The sequence below is a fragment of the Dyadobacter sp. genome (assembly GCF_039919315.1).
GTDB lineage: Bacteria > Bacteroidota > Bacteroidia > Cytophagales > Spirosomataceae > Dyadobacter.
The window spans coordinates 1-23,151 of record NZ_JBDSFX010000086.1 but is presented as its reverse complement, the minus strand read 5'-3'; the positions used below and the strand labels follow the sequence as shown (position 1 = coordinate 23,151).

At 43.3% G+C, this 23,151-nt stretch carries 19 protein-coding genes, 1 tRNA gene and 1 pseudogene; 2 read left to right on the top strand and 19 right to left on the bottom strand.

Annotation, left to right across the window (positions count from 1 at the left end):
- Positions 1-42: 42 nt before the first annotated feature.
- The 7 genes from nrfD to smpB all read right to left on the bottom strand — a co-directional run bounded on the left by nrfD (position 43) and on the right by smpB (position 9,538).
- Positions 43-1,476 carry an NrfD/PsrC family molybdoenzyme membrane anchor subunit gene (gene nrfD / locus ABIO93_RS23685; RefSeq protein ID WP_348072329.1) on the bottom strand — a complete coding sequence of 478 codons (1,434 nt, stop codon included), beginning with the start codon at positions 1,474-1,476 and terminating at the stop codon, positions 43-45.
- Between the two features lie 52 nt (positions 1,477-1,528).
- Complete coding sequence (locus tag ABIO93_RS23680) at positions 1,529-4,621, bottom strand: TAT-variant-translocated molybdopterin oxidoreductase (RefSeq protein ID WP_348072327.1); 3,093 nt, start codon at positions 4,619-4,621, stop codon at positions 1,529-1,531.
- A 51-nt stretch (positions 4,622-4,672) separates the two neighbouring features.
- Positions 4,673-5,959, bottom strand: coding sequence for a c-type cytochrome (locus ABIO93_RS23675; RefSeq protein ID WP_348072325.1), 1,287 nt, complete (start codon positions 5,957-5,959; stop codon positions 4,673-4,675).
- Between the two features lie 275 nt (positions 5,960-6,234).
- Positions 6,235-6,305: transfer RNA gene (locus ABIO93_RS23670), tRNA-Cys, on the bottom strand.
- A gap of 86 nt (positions 6,306-6,391) precedes the next feature.
- Positions 6,392-8,221 carry a 30S ribosomal protein S1 gene (rpsA, locus tag ABIO93_RS23665; RefSeq protein ID WP_348072323.1) on the bottom strand — a complete coding sequence of 610 codons (1,830 nt, stop codon included), beginning with the start codon at positions 8,219-8,221 and terminating at the stop codon, positions 6,392-6,394.
- A gap of 209 nt (positions 8,222-8,430) precedes the next feature.
- Positions 8,431-8,940: an HNH endonuclease gene (locus ABIO93_RS23660; RefSeq protein WP_348072321.1), complete on the bottom strand. Its 510-nt coding sequence runs from the start codon at positions 8,938-8,940 to the stop codon at positions 8,431-8,433.
- 139 nt (positions 8,941-9,079) lie between these two features.
- Positions 9,080-9,538, bottom strand: coding sequence for an SsrA-binding protein SmpB (gene smpB, locus ABIO93_RS23655; RefSeq protein WP_348072319.1), 459 nt, complete (start codon positions 9,536-9,538; stop codon positions 9,080-9,082).
- 62 nt (positions 9,539-9,600) lie between these two features.
- Between smpB and ABIO93_RS23650 the strand changes: the two genes are divergently transcribed.
- Complete coding sequence (locus tag ABIO93_RS23650) at positions 9,601-10,077, top strand: nuclear transport factor 2 family protein (protein ID WP_348072317.1); 477 nt, start codon at positions 9,601-9,603, stop codon at positions 10,075-10,077.
- Between the two features lie 48 nt (positions 10,078-10,125).
- Here ABIO93_RS23650 and accD read toward each other — a convergent pair whose 3' ends face one another.
- Positions 10,126-10,968, bottom strand: coding sequence for an acetyl-CoA carboxylase, carboxyltransferase subunit beta (gene accD, locus ABIO93_RS23645; RefSeq protein ID WP_348072315.1), 843 nt, complete (start codon positions 10,966-10,968; stop codon positions 10,126-10,128).
- A 257-nt stretch (positions 10,969-11,225) separates the two neighbouring features.
- Between accD and ABIO93_RS23640 the strand changes: the two genes are divergently transcribed.
- Positions 11,226-11,768, top strand: a complete 543-nt coding sequence (locus tag ABIO93_RS23640; protein WP_348072313.1) for an NAD(P)H-dependent oxidoreductase — start codon at positions 11,226-11,228, stop codon at positions 11,766-11,768.
- Between the two features lie 48 nt (positions 11,769-11,816).
- On the opposite strand, the gene ftsZ is transcribed toward ABIO93_RS23640, so the two are convergent.
- From ftsZ to ABIO93_RS23585, 11 genes and pseudogenes are all read right to left on the bottom strand, one after another.
- The gene (gene ftsZ / locus ABIO93_RS23635; RefSeq protein ID WP_348072311.1) at positions 11,817-13,259 is read right to left on the bottom strand and encodes a cell division protein FtsZ; all 1,443 of its coding nucleotides are present in this window, start codon (positions 13,257-13,259) and stop codon (positions 11,817-11,819) included.
- Between the two features lie 39 nt (positions 13,260-13,298).
- Positions 13,299-14,654, bottom strand: a complete 1,356-nt coding sequence (gene ftsA / locus ABIO93_RS23630) for a cell division protein FtsA (protein ID WP_348072309.1) — start codon at positions 14,652-14,654, stop codon at positions 13,299-13,301.
- A 15-nt stretch (positions 14,655-14,669) separates the two neighbouring features.
- Entirely contained in the window at positions 14,670-15,446 is a 777-nt protein-coding gene (locus ABIO93_RS23625; protein WP_348072307.1) for a hypothetical protein, read from the bottom strand.
- A 25-nt stretch (positions 15,447-15,471) separates the two neighbouring features.
- Positions 15,472-16,863 (bottom strand): UDP-N-acetylmuramate--L-alanine ligase, encoded by a 1,392-nt coding sequence (gene murC / locus ABIO93_RS23620; RefSeq protein ID WP_348072305.1) that lies wholly within the window; start codon positions 16,861-16,863, stop codon positions 15,472-15,474.
- Positions 16,864-16,893: 30 nt separating this feature from the next.
- Positions 16,894-17,991: an undecaprenyldiphospho-muramoylpentapeptide beta-N-acetylglucosaminyltransferase gene (gene murG, locus ABIO93_RS23615; protein WP_348072303.1), complete on the bottom strand. Its 1,098-nt coding sequence runs from the start codon at positions 17,989-17,991 to the stop codon at positions 16,894-16,896.
- Position 17,992: 1 nt separating this feature from the next.
- Positions 17,993-19,147, bottom strand: coding sequence for an FtsW/RodA/SpoVE family cell cycle protein (locus tag ABIO93_RS23610; RefSeq protein WP_348072301.1), 1,155 nt, complete (start codon positions 19,145-19,147; stop codon positions 17,993-17,995).
- A 30-nt stretch (positions 19,148-19,177) separates the two neighbouring features.
- Positions 19,178-20,524 (bottom strand): UDP-N-acetylmuramoyl-L-alanine--D-glutamate ligase, encoded by a 1,347-nt coding sequence (gene murD, locus ABIO93_RS23605; RefSeq protein WP_348072299.1) that lies wholly within the window; start codon positions 20,522-20,524, stop codon positions 19,178-19,180.
- Positions 20,525-20,673: 149 nt separating this feature from the next.
- Entirely contained in the window at positions 20,674-21,003 is a 330-nt protein-coding gene (gene mscL, locus ABIO93_RS23600) for a large-conductance mechanosensitive channel protein MscL (protein ID WP_348072297.1), read from the bottom strand.
- A 27-nt stretch (positions 21,004-21,030) separates the two neighbouring features.
- Positions 21,031-21,960: a DUF3078 domain-containing protein gene (locus ABIO93_RS23595; protein WP_348072295.1), complete on the bottom strand. Its 930-nt coding sequence runs from the start codon at positions 21,958-21,960 to the stop codon at positions 21,031-21,033.
- Positions 21,961-22,067: 107 nt separating this feature from the next.
- Positions 22,068-22,655 carry a sigma-70 family RNA polymerase sigma factor gene (locus ABIO93_RS23590; RefSeq protein WP_348072293.1) on the bottom strand — a complete coding sequence of 196 codons (588 nt, stop codon included), beginning with the start codon at positions 22,653-22,655 and terminating at the stop codon, positions 22,068-22,070.
- Positions 22,656-22,791: 136 nt separating this feature from the next.
- Positions 22,792-23,151 (bottom strand): annotated as a pseudogene (locus ABIO93_RS23585) (elongation factor Ts); the annotation flags it as partial.

The window sequence follows — 23,151 nt, the reverse complement described above, 5'->3', positions numbered from 1 at the left end:
TACTTATATTAAATGCCTGTAATCGCTCTTACGAAATTACTTTTACTCTTGATCCTTGTTGAAAGCCGGCTCTGCAGCTCCGCGTTGTCTTACCTTCGCCACACCTGCAATCTTGCCAGGAAGATTAGCCGAAGTAGAACGGATAACCGCTTTCACCTCTGCCATGTTCACAACTGGTAAATACTTTGAAAACAGCAGGAACAATGTGAAGAACAGACCAAATGAGAAGATATAGTCACCGATATCATATCTGGTAGGAGAGAACATTGCCCAACTTGACGGAACATAGTCACGGTGAAGAGATGTCACGATAATAACAAATCGCTCAAACCACATTCCAATGTTTACCACTACTGAGATGAAGAATGTAAAAGTAATGCTGCGACGTAATTTTCTTGACCAGAAAAGCTGTGGAGAAATTACGTTACAAGTCATCATCGCCCAGTATGCCCACCAGTAAGGTCCGGTCATACGGTTGAAGAATGCATAATATTCGTATTCAACACCGCTATACCATGCAATAAAGAACTCCGTGATGTAGGCAACACCCACCACAGAACCTGTCAGTGTGATTACCTTATTCATGGTTTCAATGTGTTCCAGCGTAATGTAATCTTCCAGTTTGTATACAACCCTGGTGATTAGCATCAGGTTTTGAACCATTGCAAATCCTGAGAAAATCGCCCCTGCAACGAAGTAAGGAGGGAAGATTGTCGTATGCCATCCTGGAATTACCGACGTTGCAAAGTCCATACTTACAATCGTGTGAACCGAAAGTACAAGTGGAGTTGACAAACCGGCCAGAATTAAGCTAATATATTCGTAGCGTGACCAGGTTTTTGCTGAACCGTCCCAGCCCATTGCAAAGGTACCATACATCAATCTCGAAACTTTGCTCGTAGCGCGGTCACGGATTGTAGCAAGGTCAGGAATCAGACCAATGTACCAGAATACGAGGGAAACGGAGAAATATGTACTGATCGCAAAAACGTCCCAAACAAGAGGAGAGTTAAAGTTAACCCAAAGTGAACCGAATGCATTCGGCAAAGGCAGCGCCCAATAAGCCATCCATGGACGGCCCATGTGCATCAGGATAAATGAAGCAGCACAAAGAACCGCGAAAATCGTCATCGCTTCCGCTGCACGGTTGATAGATGTTCTCCATTTCTGACGGAACAGGAGCAAGATAGCAGAGATAAGTGTTCCTGCGTGACCAATACCTACCCACCACACGAAGTTGGTAATATCCCAGGCCCAGCCCACAGTTTTATTTAGCCCCCATACTCCAAGGCCTTCCCACCAGGTCCATGCTAGACAAACAGAGCCATAAGCCAAAACCAAGAGAGAAATTCCAAAAGCAATCTTCCACTCTTTGGTGGGAGGGCCTTCTACATGGCGGCATATATCTTCCGTTACGTCTGCGTACGTTTTCCCACCTTGAATCAGCGGTTCTCTTACAGGTGAAGTAACATGCATACTACTATTATTTATAATGATTTAATCTTCAAAAAATTCTATCTCCTGGAAATTAAGCGTGTTCTTTTTTGTCTGCTGCTTTGGCCGCAACATCCTTATTCCGAACCTTGGTAAGGTAAGAAACCTGTGGACGAACATTGATCTCTTCCAGCATATGGAAGGCACGCCCTTCACGCTCTACCGCCAGAAGTTTGGTGATCTTACTTTCAGGATCATTCATATCTCCAAAAGTGATGGCATTGGTAGGGCAAGACGATGCACAAGCTACATTTACCTCTCCATCCACAATACGTCTTCTCTCTTTTTTAGCAGTCAATTTAGCATCCTGTATTCTATGGACGCACATTGAGCACTTCTCGATAACTCCACGTGATCTTACGGTTACATCAGGATTGATGGCCATTTTACCAAGATCATTATTGAAGTTGTAATCGAAGTTATCGTTATCAAAATATTTGAACCAGTTGAAACGACGTACTTTATATGGACAGTTATTTGCACAATACCTTGTACCAACACAACGGTTATACGCCATTTGGTTCAACCCCTCAGAGCTGTGAGTTGTTGCCAGTACCGGACATACAGTTTCGCAGGGAGCATTGTTACAATGCTGACACATCATTGGCTGGAATGTTACCTCAGGATTTTCCGAAGCTATTTCCAGTCCTCTCAAATCTTCAACATCAGCATCACTGCTATAATATCTGTCGATACGCAGCCAGTGCATTTCGCGGCTATTGATAATTTCCTGACGTCCTACAACCGGAATATTATTTTCTGCCTGGCAACTAACCACGCAAGATCCACAACCAAAACATGTGTTCAGGTCGATTACAAGACCCCATGAATGGTTTTTATATTGATGGCCATTCCAAAGTGACAGATCCGTCGCTTCTACCGTTCCTTCTGAGGTCTGGATTTGAGGAATAAACCTGCCTGCAAGAGGATCCTTCTGGAAATGAGCAAGCACGGTTTCCTGTAACACCGATTTACGGTTCATTACAGTACTATGTGTTTGTGTTTGAGCAATTTCTCTGGTATCGCCAGTTTTAGATATTGTCACTTCGCCGGGAGCAAATGACAAAAATCCTTCCGAGAATGATGCGAATGGATAAACATTCTTACCTACTCCGTTCGCAGATTTTCCAGCCTTCTCACGACCGTACCCTATCGCTACTGCGACTGTACCGTGAGCAAGACCAGGTTGAACAATTACCGGCACTTCAATTGACTTACCTTTCAATTCAACTTTAACAACATCCCCCTGAACTACACCGAGCTCGGTAGCTGTTTTCTGCGAAAGGCCTGCATGGTTGTCCCAGCATGCTTTTGTGACAGGTTCTGGAAGCTCCTGCAACCAAGGATTATTAGCTGCCGATCCATTACCTATACCTACGTTTTCGAAAATCGCTAACTCAATACCTGACGAGCTTGCCTTATATTTCTTAGCTATACTCGACGCCGCCGCATCTACACTGCCGGTGAACGTTGCCGCCGATGCTGTTACCGCACGATTGCTTGTAAAAACACCGTCATGCAAAGACTGCACCCAGAATTTCTCATAATCCCCGGAACCGCCTTGTGTATAAATATTCTGTTTCCAGTACGATTTAATGTATTCTTGAAAATCAGATTTCAATCCTGCCCATTTCAACAAACTTGACTGAGCTTGACGAGTGCTGAATATCAAGCTGATAGTCGGCTGACCTAAGCTGTAAAATCCTGCTTTCGGCTCTGCATCACTCCATGCTTCCAGGTAATGAGGTGCAGGGCAGATATATTTCAGAAGTGATGAAGTTTCATCAGCACGATCATTGAAAGAAATCCCTAACGCTACTTTCGGTAACGCCGAAACAAGCTCAGCGCCACGAGGGTGATCGTACACAGGGTTAGAACCGTAAACGATAACAGCAGCTACTTTTCCTCCTTTCACTTCGTCAATGAATTCATTCATCGCGACGTCATTTCCCTGACGGAAATAAACCGGATTGTCAATGTCAATGGTAGATCCGTAGCTCCCAAGCAAACTGTTCAGCGCATTTACCACAACCTGAACCGAAGGATCATTGATACCGCTCACAACCAAAGCTTGTCCTTTTGCAGCCACCAGGTCGGCAGCGGCTTTGTCAAGGTTTGCAACCTCAATCGAAGCAGACGCTATACTTTTCCCGCCTAATTTTGCAGCTACTTTATTATACAACGCAGTAACAACCAACCCTAATTGGGAAGGTTTAACAGCGGTACGATAATCTGCATTTGATCCAGTCAATGACAAAATCGCCTCGAACTGGTAATGGCGGGACATTTCTTTTTTACCTTCCTTCTCGCTGCTCAAAACACGTGTGGCAGCAAATTGAGCGGAATATGTTTCAGGCGCAATCCAGGTTCCCAGGAAATCCGCATCAATACCAACAACAAGCTTCGCTTTACTGAAATCGTAGGAAGGCAACACTGCCTTTCCGAATGAAAGCTCATTCCCTTTTACTATTGCAGCAGAGGAATTCGCATCATAAACGATATGCTTTGTAGTAGGATACTTCGCCGTAAAATCAGCGATAACCGTTTTTGTCGAAGGGCTTAAAATGGTTGGAGAAACAATCCGGATAGCTCCTCCTTTTGAAGAGATAGACGTAAGTTGCTCTAATATTTCTTTGTCAACTGCATCCCAGCTAACTTTTGTATCGTCTCCCTTTTTAGGGCCTTTTAATTTTTCATTATCATATAACCCCAGCAAAGACGCATGAGCACGAGCACTCACACCATTTGAAAATTTTGCAAGTGAATTGGCTTCGATCTTAATGGGTCGGCCTTCCCGTGTTTTTACCAGAATGCTTGCATAGTCACCACCTTCGGCGTAAGTCGAAGCGTACCAGTTTGCAATGGTTGGAAACTCCCCTTCTGGCTTATTAATGTAGGGTATTGCTTTTTTAACCGGCGTTTCGCAGGCAGCCAAAGATACTGCTGCCATTCCAAAGCCTAGTACTTTCAAAAAATCACGACGATGAGTACCTGCACCATCCACCAGACTTTCATACTGGTTTTCAGTGGGTGCTCCTGCGAACTCCGAGCTTGCATCCTTTACAAACTTTTCATCGTTTCGTAGCTCTTCAAGTCCCCGCCAGTATCTTTTATTAGTATTTTCCATAAAACTTATTCAATACAAATGAGTTGTATTCTGGTATTAAATTTCTATTGATTAATAGTGGCATTTAGAGCATTCCAAACCACCTATATCAGCTACTTTCAATGCTTCTTTGCTTTCGCCAGCGTGCAATTGTACTAACTTATCGTAGTACTTGTTGTCCTTGGTATTAACCTCCGTTTTACGGTGACAATCAATACACCATCCCATCGTCAAGGACGAACGTTGCTGTATCACTTCCATTTTCTCAACTTCACCGTGGCAGTTCTGGCATTCTAATCCGCCTACATTGACGTGTTGAGCGTGGTTAAAATAAGCCAGATCAGGAAGGTTATGAACCCTTACCCATTCAATAGGCTGATTGTTTTCAATGGAAGTGTAAATTTTCTGAATTTCAGGAGATTCCTTTTTGATGACGCCGTGGCAGTTCATACAAATGTTGGCAGAAGGAATGTGCGCTGACTTACCACGGTTAACACCTGTATGGCAATAGTTACAATCGATCTTGTATTCGCCTGCGTGCAATTTGTGAGAGAATGTGATAGGCTGCTTAGGAGCATATCCCTGCTGAACACCTACACTATACGCACCGTCAATAGTGGCTTTCAATACTAAAAGAACAAAAATCCAAAGCGTAGCTGACCTGATTGCAGGATCAACAGATATTTTTTTCAATGATGCTCCAAGTCGCGCCATGAAATCCGGCTTGCCAGCTTCTTCCGCTTCTCCCGAAACAGCTTTCGACAGCAATGATACGATCACCAGCAAGACACCGAGTACCAATACCATCACAACGACTAGTGCCGCCAGAACAATCACGAACAGATCAGATGGTGCACCACCTTTTGCATCACCAGAAGCAGCGGTAGCTCCACCACCACCAGCAGGCGCCGCGGCAGGAGCGGCGGTTGCGGCTTTATCCACATATGCAAAAATTCCCTTGATATCATCATCTGATAGGTTGGGAAAGCTTGTCATCTGAGCTTTGGAATACTCATTGTAAATTTTAACGGCATAAGGATCACCCGAAGCGATCACAGCTTGCGAATTACGTACCCATTTGGAAAGCCATGCAAAATCGTGACGGGCACTGGCGCCTTTAAGACCAGGACCAACAATACGCTCGTCAGTAGGAGCGTGGCATTGCGCACAATTGTTTTTGAAAATCGTTTCGCCTTTAGCAGCATCACCTCCACCGGCAGGGGCCGCCGCGGCGGTGCTATCTTGTGCAAATACTAAGTTGGGTACACTTAATAAGAGAGCTATGACGATAGCTACAAAAAATTTTGAGTAACTAAAGAAGGAACAAAACTTAGCGTCCTTTCGGAATGGTATATTCATAATCAACTATTCATTATTCTTCAACAGACAAAACTAGTTCACGATTTTTTATCCACAAAAGTATTTCAGGGATATTTTAAACCGCCTTCTTATTTATAATTTGTCTAATTTGTAGCCTTAATCTTAATTTAATATGTTCGTGATCAGAGGTTGATTTTCAGATATTTAACAAAAAAAATACCATTTGGAAACCCTTCTTAAAGTTTCTGCCAAATGGTATTTTTTTAGTATTTATTTGTGCGCCGAAATATTCAAAAGCGCAGCTCGAGTTAGGGAGGTTCCGAGCGGATTCGAACCGCTGTACGAGGTTTTGCAGACCTCTGCCTAGCCACTCGGCCACGGAACCAAATTTGGATTAGCTGCCGTCCATTAGGCTGACAGCTAATCCGGGTGCAAAAGTATCAAAAAAAACTCTCTACTTCGCACTTTTACTTATTTTTTTCCTTTCTTTTCACTTTCTTCCATCTGTTCCTTCAACGCAGACAGAACGCTAAGATCTCCAAATGTGGATTTCTCGGCATCCTTGCCAGATGATGATGATGTCTCAGTGGTAGCAGCTGCCTTAGGAGTAGAAGGTGCTTTCGCAGGCCTGTCTTCCTTCTTTTCTTCCGAAGCCGGAGCAGCTTTCACTTTGGAGTGAGTCAAAACGATCTTTTTCTCGTCTTTCAGGAATTCAAGAACTGTGAAGTCAAGACTTTCGCCTACTTCCGCAAATGTTCCGTCTTCCTTCGTCAGGTTTTTGATAGCTGCAACGCCCTCGATTCCGTAAGGAAGTTCAAGAGTCGCAAACTTGTCGCCTTTCGCAACGATCGTGGATTTATGAACAGAACCCACTTCAAAGATGCTTTCGAAAGTATCCCATGGGTTTTCTTCCAATTGTTTGTGACCAAGAGCCAGACGACGGTTGTCAGCGTCCAATTCAAGAACAACAACTTCCAATTCGTCACTTACTTTTACGAAGTCAGAAGGATGTTTGATTTTCTTAGTCCATGAAAGATCTGAAACGTGTACAAGACCGTCAATACCTTCTTCTAGTTCGATGAACAAACCGAAGTTAGTAAGGTTACGAACAACACCTTTGTGACGTGTTCCGATCGCATACTTCTCTTTCAATGAAGCTTGTGTCCAAGGATCCTCAGTCAATTGCTTAATACCAAGAGACATTTTGCGCTCGTTACGATCCAGTGTCAATACTACTGCACTGATCTCGTCATTTACGTTCATGAATTCCTGAGGATTGCGCAGGTGCTGAGACCATGACATTTCAGAAACGTGAATCAAACCTTCAACACCTGGTTTGATTTCAAGGAATGCGCCGTAATCAGCAACATTAACGATACGACCTGTAACTTTCGACCCAACCTGGATTTCTTCTGCAAGAGAATCCCATGGGTGAGACTGAAGTTGCTTCAAACCAAGAGAGATACGTTTTTTCTCCTCGTCGAAATCAAGAACAACCACGTTCAATTTCTGATCCAATGCAAGCAGATCAGATGGGTGGTTGATACGTCCCCATGAAATATCAGTAATGTGCAACAGACCATCTACACCACCAAGATCGATGAACACACCGAAGTTTGTCATGTTCTTGATAACGCCTTCCAGTACCTGACCTTTTTCAAGGTTATTCAGGATCTGCTGACGTTGTGCTTCAAGATCCTTTTCAATCAATATTTTGTGAGAAACTACAACGTTATCATTTGCGTAGTTGATCTTCACAACTTTCACTTCCATACGCTTTCCAACAAAAATGTCGAAATCACGAATTGGTTTCACGTCAATCTGTGAACCTGGCAAGAAAGCCTCAATACCAAATATATCAACGATAAGACCACCTTTGGTTCTTCTCTTCACATTTGCATCGATAACCACATCCTCGTCAAACGATTTCTGAATGTTATCCCATGCAGTAATTACTTTTGCTTTTTTACGTGAAAGAACAAGCTGACCCTGAGCGTCTTCCTGATTCTCTACGTACACTTCCACTTCGTCACCGATTTTCATACCCGGCAAATCGCGGAATTCATTGGATGAAACGATACCATCAGATTTGAAACCGATGTTAAGAATCACCTCACGGTCTGTAATTCCAACTACAATACCTTTTACTACTTCTTTTTCCTGTACAGGAGAAATCGTAGTCTCATACATTTGTTCCAGACGGTCACGGTCGGCAACTGAATAACCTGTACCGAAACCTTTGTCTGCTGCTTTATCCCAATCGAAATCAGGAAGTGGTTGATTTTGTTTTTCCTTAGACATAAATAGGAATTATTGCTCTGGAAGTACATCGGCTATCGAGCTAAATAGCTGAAAATTAGTTAAACAAGTATTTTTTGAAAAATGAGAGCGCAAAATTATGGTTTTTCAAACGCAATTCCATGAACGCAGGGAATTAATTTGAAAACAAGTGGAGAATAAGGCTATCGGCAGCCTGAGCACGTATTAGGAAGGAAAAATATTGGACAGGATTAATAACTTCTTTCCTTCACGCCGAGGTACGGCATCCATTCATCGTCGGCCAAACCGGAAAAATCACGAATGAACATTAAAAAAGAAGGCCGGAAAGGGCGCTGCCGCAATGGCATATCTACCTCCTCCGGCGTATGATCACCTTTTCTTGAATTACACCTTTTACAGGCGGTGGCAAGGTTATCCCAGGTCGTTTTCCCTCCTTTTGACTTTGGGATCACATGGTCCAATGTGAGATTATCATGCGTTCCGCAGTACTGACATCGGTTGCCGTCCCGCTTGAACAGGTTCTGCCTGGTCATAACCACGCCTTTATAAGGGATATGTATGTAGCGATGTAAACGGATAACGACGGGCATAGGGAATTGGTCGTTGACGGTCCGAAGGTAATGTCGTGGAGATTCGGCCAACATTTCGGCCTTATTCATGTAGACTAACAAAAACGCCTTTGGAACTGTGCAAACACTTAACGCACTATAATCTTGATTAAGAACCAGTACTTTACCCATGTGCCCTGTGGTAGTTAATTCCGACAATATAGGAATTTTTTACCAAAATTAACGCTCTATTTATTCCAAATATTGCGAAAGATTTTTCTCAAAAAAGGCGTTATATCGCAGGTTTAATATTTTTACAAAGCACTGATCACTAGTAGCTAATGCGGTCTGTTTCACGCTTTATATCCCTCTCCTTGATCGTGTCGCGTTTATCATAGAGCTTCTTACCTTTGGCCAATGCGATATGTAACTTCGCAAATCCCCTCTCACTGGTGAATAACCTCACCGGAATAATGGTTTGTCCCTGATCTTTAAGGCCTTCTATCAATTTCTTGCGTTCTCTCTTGGTAATCAGCAATTTCCGGTCACGCATGGGGTCGTGATTATAATGCGTACCTTCTGTATAAGGTGAAATATGCAGACTTCGTATAAACAACTCTCCATCCATAAACAGACAATAAGCGTCCTGGAAATTGACTTTGCCCTGCCTGATCGATTTAATCTCGGTACCGGTAAGGGAAATACCAGCCGTGAAATCTTCCAGGAAAAAGTATTCAAATGATGCTCGCCTGTTCTTTATATCTACTTTTTTGACTATTTTTTCTGACATATTAATTCTCCGAATTAGCAAAGAGCATCAAAATTAAGTTTTTGTTAAAACTATACCAACAAATGAAAGTTAACCATCATTCCGTTCGAAGTGTTTTGATGAGCTTGTTCGTGTGTGTGCTAGGCACTACCGGTACTTACGCCCAGGAGGCCTCAGCTTCGGTCCGCCAGGTCGTGGACCGTTTGTTTGAAGGAATGAAAATGGGGGATTCTACCAAGCTGAGAAGTGTTTTCACCAATGAATGCTCACTCACCTCGATTTCTAAAAACAGCGCTGATTCCGTCGTTATTCATAAAAGCGCCATCGGTGGATTTATCAAAGCCGTGGGAACTCCACACAAGGAAGTTTGGAACGAAACGATCTACGATGTGAAGATTTCCATTGATGGCCCCATGGCCATTGCCTGGGCACCATATAAATTTCATCTCGGAGAAAAATTCTCACACTGCGGTGTGAATGTGATCACATTGATACAAACCAAAACGGGCTGGAAGATCAATGATATAACGGATACGAGAAGGAAAGAGGCTTGTCCGTAAAGCTTTCTTTCCTTACTTACTCATTTCAATATCAGATGAATAAGTATATTAACGAAGCATAAAAAGGAGACTGGTCAACTTATCTTTCAAGTCTTTTCTGTCAACGATAAAATCAAGGAACCCGTGTTCCAGCACAAATTCTGCGCTCTGAAATCCTTTTGGAAGGTCCTTACCAATCGTTTCTCTGATTACCCTTGGACCGGCAAATCCGATCAATGCTTCCGGTTCTGAGATATTGAAGTCTCCCAGCATCGCATAGGAAGCTGTTACACCACCTGTTGTAGGATCGGTCAAAAGTGAGATATATGGAATTTTCGCTTCTGAAAGTTGCGCTAAACGAGCTGAGGTTTTGGCCATTTGCATGAGTGAAAAACCCGCCTCCATCATCCGCGCGCCACCTGATTTGGAAATCATCAAAAATGGAATCTTATAGTCGAGTGCATAAGAAATGGCCCGCGCGATTTTTTCACCAACTACTGATCCCATAGAGCCACCTATGAAATTGAAATCCATACAAGCGATGACAATGTCCACCTCATTCATTTTGCCATGACCGGTGCGAACAGCATCTTTCAAACCAGTTTTCTGCATAGTAGACTTAATCCTGTCGGGATAAGCTTTGGTATCCACAAAATGCAATGGGTCGCCGGAAGTCAGATTAGGATCCAGCTCTACGAATTCGTTGTCGTCAAATAAAAGATTAAAATACACATCCGATCCTACCTTTTCGTGGTAATTGCAATGGGGACAGGTAAAAGCATTCTGCTTATGTTCTCTGGTAGGTGTAATTTTTTTACAATTGGGGCACTGATACCATAATCCGTCCGGAGCTTCACGCTTCATTTCGGTGGGCGTATTGATACCTTTTTCTTTCCGAATAAACCAGGACATATTTGTAAGTGGGTTAATATCTAAATAAAATACTGTATAACAGCAGTTTATGGTATTTTTATGATGAATATTAGGCTCAAATATAACAATAATTGTCATCTATCCTGAAATCAAGCCTGGTATCGTATTTTATTGATCAGTAGTTTTGGCTACGGCTAATCCCTTTGCATGAACAATTCCGATCATAATTTGTTACATAATCAGCTTAATACCGAACCGGCAAAATTGACAACCCGGGACTTATTCATTGCTCACAAATGACAACACAATCTTCTCCGATAGTGATTATAGTTGGAACCAACAGACCCAATTCTATGTCACGAAAAATTGCCGAATATTATCAGGATATACTAACTCAGTTGAATGCTTCCAGCATCATTCTCGATCTGGTTAATCTGCCCAATGATTTTACAGTTTCCGCATTGTATGAAAACACTGGCAAAAATGAAGTTTTCAATGACCTGAAATCATTGCTCGAAAAAACCGACAAATTTGTGTTCGTGGTTCCCGAATACAATGGCTCCTATCCTGGCGTCCTCAAAGCATTCATCGACGGCCTGCCTTATCCCAACAGCTTTGCCAACAAAAAGGCCGCCTTGGTCGGATTATCTTCCAATATGCAGGGTGCAGCGATTGCATTGAGCCATTTGAATGATGTATTCAGCTACCTGGGAATGAACACATTAGCGCTACGGGTGAAGCTCGCGCAGATCCGTTCCCATTATAGCGACAAAATCATTTCCAATGCTTTGTACAAAGAACTATTGGAGATTCAGGCTGGACAGATCATTCATTTTTAGGATATAGCATTCAAAAATAAAGAGGAGCGAATTGCTCCTCTTTATCTCTTATTTCAACCAATGTTGTTCCATTTCGCTGGCCGGAATCCCGGGTCTTTTCCAGAGCTCTACCCTGTTACGACGGAATGCCGGGCCTTCCAGATCGGCGTATTTGACAAGCCCGTCTTTGAATGATAAAATCATCAATTCTAGCTTTTCTGTTTCTTCATTCGACCAGTCGCTGCTTTCGACCATATCGGTAATGGATCCTTGCAATGATTGGAAGCCGGGCGAAACAATGTCCTTTTCTATTACCAGATCAATTGCGCCGGTCGGTGTATTTTCTTCCAGTTCACCAGTCAGTACAAGCTCAGGATCGTCTTCAAATTCCACTTCCTCCACTTTCTCCTCATATACTACTACAACTGGCTCTGGCTGCTTTCCTTTCAGAGCGCTTTTTAGTTCAATTCCCGGAATTGGGGATTCAATGCTGTCAAAACCTGCTGCAACAATGGTAACCCGTAGTTTATCACCAAGCGAATCGTCTGTGATAGTTCCGAGCTTAAACATTCTTGCCTCACCGCCAACCTGCGAAAGTACATAGCGCCAAATGTCGCGCTGTTCTTTCATAGTAGCTTCTTTCTTCTTACTCGTCGCCAAAGTCACCAGGATACGTTTCGCACCCCGAATATCACGATCATTCAAAAGCGGAGAATCCAATGCTTCCTTAATGGCAAGCTGTGCACGGTCAGCGCCGGTAGCCTCCGAAGTTCCCATTACCGACTGTCCGGCATTTTTGAGCACTTTTTCAACGTCCTTGAAATCAGTATTGATATTACCATTGGTCGTAATGATCTCGGAAATACTTTTTACAGCATTCAGAAGAATTCCGTCCGCCTCTGCAAATGCCTGCGTGAGCGTCATGTCCTCGTAAAGCTCTTCCAACTTATCATTCAACACCACCAGAACGGTATCGCTGAACTCTTTCAGCTGTTCGATACCTTCCAATGCCTGTTCTTTCTTATCAAGTCCTTCCCAGGTGTAAGGTGCAGTCACTACCGCTACCGTAAGCTTGCCCATTTCCTTCGCAAGCTGCGCGATGACGGGAGCTGCGCCGGTACCAGTACCTCCACCCATACCCGCGGTGATAAACACCATTTGGGTAGCGCCTCCAAGTAATCCTTTAAGCTCTTCAATGGTTTCTAATGCGGCCTCTTTACCTTTGGTCGCATCCGTACCTGCTCCAAGTCCCTGCGTCAATGTCGCTCCAAGCTGGATTTTAGTAGGTACAGGGCTATTGGCCAGCGCTTGCCTGTCAGTATTACAAACGGCAAATTCTACATCTTTGATTTTTTTCTCAAACATGTAGTTGACCGCATTGCTACCTCCACCACCAACCCCGATCACCTTAATGATTGCTGGTTCGCTGCGGTTTTCGCCATTTGGCTGGTCTTTTATGATTTCGTTCACTATATAGTCCTGGTCTAACGAGTGCAACAAGCTTGTATTCATATCTTCCGGGGTTGATTGAGTGTGCAACTTCTTTTATGATTAATAGTCGTCGAGACTATCATCTTTTTTGCCGATAATGCTGTTAATGTTATCCCAAAACGTACCATTCTTCTTCACAGGCTCTTTCACTTCTTTTGGTTTCTCTTTCTGTACAATGCCAGCACCGGCGTTAAACCCCGTCGCAGGCTTACATACTGACTTTACTCTTGGGTCAATGGATTTAAGACCCGCCCAGGCAAGTCCGATCGCCGTGCTGAATGATGAATTGCTCACTGCATCAGCCTTCGCCGTCCTTTCCAGGTTCTCGGGATATCCTACCCGTACCGACATATCAGTTACTCTTTCAAATAAAACTTCAATGTCATCAATGTTCGCAGATCCGCCTGTCAGTACAATACCACCGATCAGTTTATCCAGATAGCCTGATTTGATGATTTCCGCATAAACCATGGCTGCGATCTCTTTCAGTCTTTCTTCAATGATCAACGCGACGTTTTTCTTCAAAACCTGCTTAGGAGCTCTTCCGGCAAGGAAATTTACCAGAATTTCGATGTTCAGGGGAATATCCGCAGAAACGGCAACGCCGTATTCCTTTTTCAGTTGTTCTGCATTTTCAAACTGAATGCCGCAACCAATGGCTAAATCGCTGGTAATGTGTCGTCCGCCGATCGGGAAGGTAGCAATGTGGCGAATGATCCGGTCCTGGTAAATGATCAGGTCCGTAGTATGGTCTCCAATATCCACCAAAGCAATTCCCGCCTTGATCTCGTTATCTGTCAAAACCGCAAGGCTTGTTGCCAGCGGCCCAAACACCATTTTATCACATTTCAGATTCTGGTCTGCATCTGCGAGGCTTTTCTTTGTACGCAGGATCGATTGGTTATTGGCCGAAATAATCAGAAAATTTCCGCCGAGCTTGATCCCGGTTCTACCTACCGGCTCCTTCACACCGAGGGAATTATCAACCACAAAATCCATCGGCAACACATGCAGTACGTCGTAGTTTGGCTCTATCTTGGCACGATACATATCGTCTACCAGCTGATCCACATCTCTTTGTGTTACTTCTTCGCCTGATGAAGCCGAAGGCCTGATCACACCGTCACTCTGGGCACTTATTTTTACATGGGTTCCTCCAAAGCTGACATTTACAATCCCAATATCAAGGTCAGAGCGCAAAGACGCCTCTGCAAGTGCTTCCCGAATGGCAGTACCAACCTGTTTTATATTTTCTACTGATCCGTTTACTACTGCACCCGAAGGCACTGGAATTTCACTAAATCCTAAAATCTCGATGTTATTCTGTCGGGATCCGGATGCGGCACCCTGCGCGGCAATCACGGTTATTTTCGTGCTTCCTATATCTACTCCTACTACAATTTTGTCGTGTGCCATGCTGATGGTGAATTATTATTCACAAACTATTTGATCTTGAAACTTAATACTAATCTTTTTATATCTGCCCCAGTCCTGACTTAGTACCTTTTCATAAAAAATTCTAAGCTTTTTAAATTTGGCCTGATAATCTTCGGCCAAACCAAATTCAATTCTCTGATCACCCAAAACCGTCATCAAAGAAATCTCTCCATACTTATCAGCATTGAGCTGGGCAATCTGCGCTTTCCAAAATGGGTCTGTATTTAAAAAATGCAGCAATTCCATAAAAGAAGCTCCTTTTACACTCTGTAATCTTTTAGGATCATTGAAATAGGACCCTGAAACCAATAATGTTCTGGCTGAATAACTATCTGATAGCGGGAAAAAAACGCCCTCATCGTTAATATAGTATCCCGACGTATTCCGCAATTCCCCATTGTCCGACGTATTAATCCAGCGCGCGAGCGGTTTCTCCTGTTCTACCTCTACAACTATATTTCCTCTAAGGTCACGAAAAACCTGACACTTCTTTATTAATTTGTTCCTTCTGACCCTGTTTTCAAGATCATTTAAAGCTACGTCTTTTAATCTGCTGCCCAGCAACGGATCTCCCCCGTTTTCGGTAACCAGCATTTGTACGTCCATCTGATTCAGAAAGCGCGTGCCGGAATCTCCCTCAATGGAAATGACAAGATTCTCACAACGTTGTTGCCCCAGCCTGCTTTCTGCCATACCAATACCGGCAATCGGCAGAATAAGCCACAAACTACGTTTCAACAAAAGCCATGAATAGTCAAATTTACGTAACATCTTAGTAATATTAAAAATGCTTTGACTAATTATTCGCAAATGGATTTTTAAGCAAGTTCTTCACCGGCTCTACCAAAGTATCAATGTCTCCGGCCCCGATTGTAACCACAATATCGGTATTTAAACCCGCTAAAACATTCAAAACATTATCTTTAGCAACCAATTGTTTATCTGCCGCAGTTACTTTTTCCAGTAACATTTCTGAATTCACACCCTCAATCGGCAGCTCTCTGGCCGGGTAAATTTCGAGTAAAAGAAGTCGGTCGGCCATAGACAGACTCTCTGCAAAACCGTCTGCAAAATCACGGGTTCTGGTAAACAAATGCGGCTGGAATATCGCCGTCACATGTCTTCCCGGGTATAATCCTTTCACAGACGACAAAAATGCTTCGATTTCGGTCGGGTGATGCGCATAGTCATCTATGTATACATGACTTTTCTCCTCCACCTGGTATTCAAAACGCCTTTTTACTCCGCCATAACTTTCAAGCGCCTCCTTTATTTTATCCGCAGCGACGCCAATGTAAAGTGCTACTGCGCTGGCCGCTACTGAATTTTCAATGTTGTGGTAACCAGGAATTTTCATGGCAATGTCCTTAATGACACCGTCAGGATAAACCAGGTCAAACACAAAACGTGCATTCTGAATATGAATATTAGCTGCGTGATAAGCCCCGGTATTCAGCGAGTATGTAAAGACTTTTGCCTTCGTACTTTCCGTTAACTCCAACCCATCCCGCATAAAAAGCGCACCATTGTCATCAATCTGGCTTACATAGTCACGAAAAGATTCCAGCACATTCTCATGTTTTCCGTAAATATCCAAATGGTCAGCATCTGTGGAAGTCACGATGCCGATTTCAGGAAAAAGCGTCAAAAATGACCGGTCAAATTCATCTGCCTCTACGACACAGAATACTTCTTCCAGATTTTCCGTGGGCTCATTCAGCAGCAGGTTGGTACCATAATTCTGCGTAATACCACCCAGAAATGCGGTACTATTCACCTCCGCATGGCGAAGAATGTGCGCTACCATTGATGAGGTAGTGGTTTTTCCATGCGTACCCGCCACGCCGATCGTCCGTAAATTCTTGGTCAGCAAGCCGAGTACCTGAGATCTTTTGAGGATCAGGAAATTTTGATCCCGGAAATAAATCATTTGCTTGTGCTGAACTGGCACGGCTGGCGTATAAATGACCAGGGTATGCTCAGGGTCTTCAATAAATGCTGCGGGAATACTTGCTATCTCGTCCTCCAGTGTTACTTCGATGCCTTCCTCCACCAGTTTTTTGACGAGGACGGTCGACGTTTTATCATAGCCAGCCACATTAAAACCATTGGCTTTAAACCACCTGGCCAATGCGCTCATGCCGATTCCGCCGATTCCGACAAAATAAATGTATTTCCAATTCGTCATAGAAGATGACATGCTATTCGTGATTCTTTGTTACCTGATTAATTTTAAAACTTCTTCCGCGATATCTTCCGCTGCCGTTGGTCGGGCCAATTTCCTGATATTGATTTTGAGGTCCTCCTGTTTTGCTATATCATTCAGCAGCTCCAATGCAGCGGGAACAAGTTCCTGCTTTGCCTTGGAATCTTTGATCAAGATCGCCGCGTCCTGTTCCACCAATGTCAATGCATTCTTGGTCTGATGATCTTCTGAGGCTGCGGGATAGGGTACTAATATGGATGGTTTCGCTGCCAGACAAAGTTCTGAGACCGATAACGCGCCTGCGCGGGACACGACTACATCTGCTATCGCATAGGCAAGATCCATTGTATATATAAAATCAAAAGCCTTAACCAGACCCGTCCCTAAACCCGCAATCGTTGCCTGCGCAGTATCAATGTAAGTCTTGCCGGTTTGCCACAATATCTGATAACCCGCATCAACTAATTGGTTAAGCCCTGCATTGATACTCTCATTGATCGACCTTGCACCCAGGCTTCCGCCCATTACAAAAAGCGTTTTCATGCCTTCATTTAATTTAAAATGCAGCAATGCTTCTTTCCTTTTGGAAGACACGTTCACAATGTCGCTTCTTACCGGGTTTCCCAGCAACCGAATCTTTTCCTTGGAAAAAAAAGACTCCATACCAGGATAAGCTACACAAATCGTGCTGGCTTTTCGGGAAAGCAATTTATTCGTAATGCCTGCATAAGAATTTTGTTCCTGGATCAATGTGGGTATACCTGCCAGTGAAGCCATCATTAACAGCGGTCCGCTCGCAAAGCCACCCACTCCCACAGCGACGTCAGGTTTAAAGTCCCTGATCACCTTTTTAGCTTTCAACAAGCTATCGACCAGCTTAAAAGGAAATGCAAGATTGGATACTGAAAGCTCCCTTTTTATCCCTACAATCGGTAATCCTATAATGTTGTAACCGGCACGAGGCACTTTTTCCATTTCCATTTTTCCCAGCGCGCCCACAAAAAGAACTTCCAGATCGGGATGTTTTTGCTGCAATGCGCTGGCTATGGCAATGGCCGGATAAATATGTCCGCCAGTACCACCTCCACTAATAATAACTCTTTTTGACATTTTAAATGCGTTTCTCTTCGAGCGTCTCGCCGCGGCTCACACTCAGGATCATGCCCATGGCAATGCCCGTAAATAACAACGATGTCCCTCCCTGGCTGAAAAAAGGTAATGTTTGCCCTGTAACAGGCACCAGCCCAACGGTTACCGCCATCGCTGAAAATGCCTGGCTGACTACAATGAATGTTAATCCGGCGGACAACAGTCCTCCAAATGGTCGCTTCGTTGCTTCAATGGCTTTGAGTCCCCGGTATAGCAGGATCAGATACAGAACAATGAGAATGGTGCCTCCTAATGTTCCATATTCCTCCACCGCTACTGCGAAAATAAAGTCTTTCTGAGGTTCGGGAAGGAAACGTCTCTGCCGGCTTTTGGCGACGCCTTCCCCATACAGCCCGCCACGCGCCATCGCCATGTACGACTGCTGAGATTGATAAACGACAACGTCTTTATCAAAAAATGTAGAGATCCTGCTTTGCGCTGTTCCGGATCTTTGGGTAGAATTGAGAAGAATGGCAATAGTTGCGAAAAATACCAACCCCATTGCCGTAAATAACAAATAATGAATGGGTACTTTCCCCACGAACATCAGCAGAAAGCAAATTCCCGCCAACATGACCGCCGTGGAAACATTACTGGTAAATATCAATCCACACACCACTCCTACCAGCGCCAGCGGCTCCATAAACAGTTCCCTGGTATTCCAGCCGCCTTTGATGTGCCGGGCCAGAATTAATGATAAATGCGCGATAAGAGCCACTTTCGCCCATTCCGAAGGCTGAAACCGCTGACCGATCACGGGAATTTCAATCCACCTAGCCGCATCATTCACAGAGGTTCCGAAGAACATAGTGAAGATTAACAGCAGAATTGAGCTCCATACCGCGAGCCTTGTGACGTACACAAACTTGATATAGGGAATGCGATGGACAAAATACATGACCATCAATGATAGGACGCAAAGCAGGACGTGCTTATACAGATAATACTCCGTATTCCCGTCCATCTGGCTGTACGCATCTTTTACGCTGGCACTGTACACGACCACAATGCTCCACAAAAGCATGATAATGCAAATGCCCCAGATCCAGGGATCTCCTTTCAGATTTTTGCCAAACCATGCCTGCGTATCCTCTCTCGACCTTTGCAAGAAATCCATATCGATTACCGGTTAATAATGGTTTATTGATTATTGACTGATAAGATTTCTGACTGCGGCCTTGAATTTATCTCCCCTGTCCTCGTAGTTTTTAAAAAGATCAAAACTGGCGCAGGCAGGAGAAAGCAGGACAATATCACCCGGAACACCCCATTCCTGTCCTTTATTTACAGCGTCCTGCACATCCTGCGTCGTGTAAATCTGAGGAACTTTACCGGAGAAATAGTCCTGCAACTTTTCAAAACTTTTACCTAAAACTATTAAACCCTTCACTTTATTACGCACCAGCTCCTCTATCTGACCGTAATCGTTGCCCTTATCCACTCCACCAGCGATCAAAATCACGGGTTGGTTGAAGCTCCCCAACGCATAAAAAACCGAATCAACATTGGTGGCTTTGGAATCGTTAACATAAGTAACACCATTGATCACTTCTACTTCCTCCAATCGGTGCGGTGCATTGCTGAATGATAATAATCCCTCACTGATTTCAGCGGAATTTATGCCCACAAGCTGCGCTACCGAAATCGCTGCCATCGCATTGATCGCATTGTGCGGGCCTTTTATTGGCAGTTTATCAAAATCCTGTTCAAAGGTTTTACCATTGATTTGGGAAAAGAGTTTGCCTCCGTTCAGGTACGAGCCGGATTCGAGTTTCTCTTCCAATGAAATGCCCCATTGATGCGGTAAAATGTTCCTTTTCTCAAATTCCTCCGAAATCACCTCACTATCTTCAAAATAGATCAAATGGTCGTTCTGCTTCTGGTTACGTACTATATTGAATTTGGAATTGATGTAATTCTGAAAGCTGTACCCATAACGATCCAGGTGGTCGGGCGTAATGTTGAGCAAAACCGAAATGTGCGGCCTGAATTCGATGATGTTGTCCAATTGAAAACTGCTGATTTCCAACACATAGTAATCAAACTTCTTCTCAGCAACCTGCCACGCGAAGCTTTCGCCTATATTCCCCGCCAGTCCAACATTCAAACCGGCATTTTTCAGAATATGGTACGTCAGAAGTGTCGTAGTAGTTTTACCGTTGCTGCCTGTAATGGCGATGAGCTGTGCATCGGTGTAGCGCGATGCAAATTCGATTTCAGATATAACTGGTATGCCCTTTGCTTTCAGTGCTAAAATCAACGGAACCGTGTCGGGAATACCAGGGCTTTTGACAACCAAATGACTGTCCAGGATCTTCTCGTCAGTATGTTGCCCTTGTTCAAAAGGAATGTTCTCAGCGATCAGAATATCGCTGTATTTTTGATTAAGCTGGCCTTTATCCGATAAAAAAACATCCAAACCTTTGGATTTGGCAAGGATAGCAGCTCCCGCGCCACTTTCTCCTCCACCCAAAATAACTACCTTATTTTGCACAAGACTTCTTTTAAACGTTGAACAACCAGCATAGAGCACGAAGGTAAATCTTTTGCTGAAAATTTTTTTTACTCTCCCGGCATTAACCTTAATAAAAAGAGAGGCATATCAGATATGCCTCTCTGTACCCATTTATTCAATGACTTTTCCTACTCTTTTTTCAATGATTCAGAAAATCTCAGCCTGTTAGCAGCTTTCACGATCAGGAATATTACCCAGGCAATGATCACAAATTGAATGAGTACCTGAATAAAATTTCCGTATTTGATAGCGACTTCCGGTGTTTTCCCTACCGCTTCTTTCAATACGATTTTCAGCTGGGTAAAGTCTACTCCGCCAATCACCAATCCAAGAATAGGGTTGATAATGTCTTCCACGAGTGACGTAGTGATTTTCCCAAAAGCGGCACCAATGATAACACCGACGGCCAGATCCAATACATTTCCCTGGGCGATGAACGTTTTGAATTCCTTTAGCATAACAAGTTGAGGTTAGTTGGGAGAAAATTAAAAAGAGTATAAAAAGCCGATGCTCAGCGCCTGGGCGAACTGAACTTTATTGCTTTGATCTTCATCATAGACAACGATGGCCCCCAGGTTCACATTCACAAATTTGTTCACTTTGGCGGTCAACATCGCGTCCAGGCGATTATCGATATTGAGAGGATGTTTGAAACTGGAGAATAGCAAATACCTGAATTTCAGGTTGACACTTTTTGCGATATCCTTATCAAAATTGGCGACTATTTGAACGAGCGCAGCTTCCGTCCTCACCCGCTTGCCGATCGGAACACCGTAGTTTTTCTGGTCCGGCGTATTCACGTACAATTCTTTATCCACCACGATTGTTTGACGCAATGCGCCTGGCGCAAAATCAATGAAAAAGTAGGGAACAGGCCGGTATTCAATACCTATTGCCTCGGTAAGATATGCAGGTGACAGGATACCGGAAACCTTTTTCTTCACATCCGCAGAGTCAGGGTCTGATGAATATTCGTAACCAGAACCGAATTGTGAAAGAAAGTTAATATTGGCAAAAAGGCTCCATACAGCAGTCAATTCGCGGTTATATTTGGTATCAAAGAAAATCCTGTCAACATTCTTGCGGCTTTGCTGGCCTTTGTTACGGACAATACCATACTGCGATTGGAAGTCGTTACGCCAGGAATTCTTACCTTTTTTCTTTTCACTCAATGCATTAAAAAAAAGGCCTAATGCTACTGAATTTACACCGCCTCCGGTCCAGTTAGAACTGAAAGATCCCTGGTTCAAATTAGCCCCGAATTCAATTTTTTTCCACGTCGTATCACCCGGCGTTTTCAGTTTACCGGCATTTAACGAGTTACTCAGGTCAACTTTTTGAGAGAATGTGGGTAAGGTTGATAATACAAATAAGGCAAGGGCAACAAAGGTTACGTTTTGGAGTTTTCCGCTCATTTTCAATATATTTAGTGAATCAATTAATTCCGTTTCCACCATTTTATTTGAACGAGTTGAAGAGGGCCCGCTTAAAGTAACGAATTTTAAAATTCGATTAAAAGAAATCAGCCAAATAGAATGCACTCCTGATACCTCTTCCTGAGCTTTTCCCGCGTACGCATCAAGCGCATCTTAACCGCACTTTCTGTCAACATGAAAATTTTGGCAATGTCGCGGATGCTACGGTTATCCATATATTTAAGGTAGAGCATAGCCTTTTCTTCTACATTCATCTGTTTGAGCGCTAGTTTGAGTTTCCGAGTATTGATCTCTTCTTCCTCAAAAATGTCATACATGTCGAAGTCATCTACAAAATCAGCTTTTTTCCCGTGTACCGTCACGATTTGCTTTTTGCCGGATCTTAGCAGATCCATGCAATGATTGTAGGTGATTGAGAAAAGCCACGTTGAGAATTTGGCATCTTTCTTAAATGTGTTCATCTTGAACATCAGTTTGAGAAAAACGTCGTGGGTGAGGTCTTCTGCCTTGGAGGCATCTTTGGTTAACGACAAACACTTCTGATAAACCTTAAATGAATACCTTTCATACAGTTTTTCAAAATAGCGGTTGTCTTTGGATTCCAGGAAAAGCTTAACTAATTCTTCGTCCGTTGAATTATGCCGTGCATAATTGTTAACTAATGTTTCAAGCATTGGTATTCCAAAATGTCGCCGATAGTGTGTGCAAAAAATTAAACTATTTCTTAATTTTTTGTAAATATTAAAAAACAACGCCTGGTATACAAATAGATACCAGGCGTTGTCAATATTATTTTATTACGGAATTTACTTATCCTCCAATGGCAATACGCTTAAAAGACTTAACGGTTAATCCTTTCGCAGTTTTTTCAAGCAATTGACGTATAGTCAAAGAAGAATCTTTTACAAACTCCTGGTTCAAAAGTGTATTGTCTTTGTAAAACTTCTGTAATTTACCCTGAGCAATTCTTTCAAGCATAGCTTCCGGCTTTCCTTCGGCTCTTGCCTGTTCTTTTCCAATTTCTATTTCGCGTTCGATCGTTGCAGAATCAACTTCGTCTTTATCCAATGCGATAGGTTTCATTGCAGCAATTTGCATAGCCACATCTTTGCCTAATTCATTTACATCGCTACCATTTACACCTTCAAATGCAACCAATACACCCAATTT

Coding starts and splice junctions, on each gene's coding strand:
- nrfD (WP_348072329.1), bottom strand. CDS start 1,476: ATGCATGTTACTTCACCTGTAAGAGAACCGCTGATTCAAGGTGGGAAA.
- ABIO93_RS23680 (WP_348072327.1), bottom strand. CDS start 4,621: ATGGAAAATACTAATAAAAGATACTGGCGGGGACTTGAAGAGCTACGA.
- ABIO93_RS23675 (WP_348072325.1), bottom strand. CDS start 5,959: ATGAATATACCATTCCGAAAGGACGCTAAGTTTTGTTCCTTCTTTAGT.
- rpsA (WP_348072323.1), bottom strand. CDS start 8,221: ATGTCTAAGGAAAAACAAAATCAACCACTTCCTGATTTCGATTGGGAT.
- ABIO93_RS23660 (WP_348072321.1), bottom strand. CDS start 8,940: ATGGGTAAAGTACTGGTTCTTAATCAAGATTATAGTGCGTTAAGTGTT.
- smpB (WP_348072319.1), bottom strand. CDS start 9,538: ATGTCAGAAAAAATAGTCAAAAAAGTAGATATAAAGAACAGGCGAGCA.
- ABIO93_RS23650 (WP_348072317.1), top strand. CDS start 9,601: ATGAAAGTTAACCATCATTCCGTTCGAAGTGTTTTGATGAGCTTGTTC.
- accD (WP_348072315.1), bottom strand. CDS start 10,968: ATGTCCTGGTTTATTCGGAAAGAAAAAGGTATCAATACGCCCACCGAA.
- ABIO93_RS23640 (WP_348072313.1), top strand. CDS start 11,226: ATGACAACACAATCTTCTCCGATAGTGATTATAGTTGGAACCAACAGA.
- ftsZ (WP_348072311.1), bottom strand. CDS start 13,259: ATGAATACAAGCTTGTTGCACTCGTTAGACCAGGACTATATAGTGAAC.
- ftsA (WP_348072309.1), bottom strand. CDS start 14,654: ATGGCACACGACAAAATTGTAGTAGGAGTAGATATAGGAAGCACGAAA.
- ABIO93_RS23625 (WP_348072307.1), bottom strand. CDS start 15,446: ATGTTACGTAAATTTGACTATTCATGGCTTTTGTTGAAACGTAGTTTG.
- murC (WP_348072305.1), bottom strand. CDS start 16,863: ATGACGAATTGGAAATACATTTATTTTGTCGGAATCGGCGGAATCGGC.
- murG (WP_348072303.1), bottom strand. CDS start 17,991: ATGTCAAAAAGAGTTATTATTAGTGGAGGTGGTACTGGCGGACATATT.
- ABIO93_RS23610 (WP_348072301.1), bottom strand. CDS start 19,147: ATGGATTTCTTGCAAAGGTCGAGAGAGGATACGCAGGCATGGTTTGGC.
- mscL (WP_348072297.1), bottom strand. CDS start 21,003: ATGCTAAAGGAATTCAAAACGTTCATCGCCCAGGGAAATGTATTGGAT.
- ABIO93_RS23595 (WP_348072295.1), bottom strand. CDS start 21,960: ATGAGCGGAAAACTCCAAAACGTAACCTTTGTTGCCCTTGCCTTATTT.
- ABIO93_RS23590 (WP_348072293.1), bottom strand. CDS start 22,655: ATGCTTGAAACATTAGTTAACAATTATGCACGGCATAATTCAACGGAC.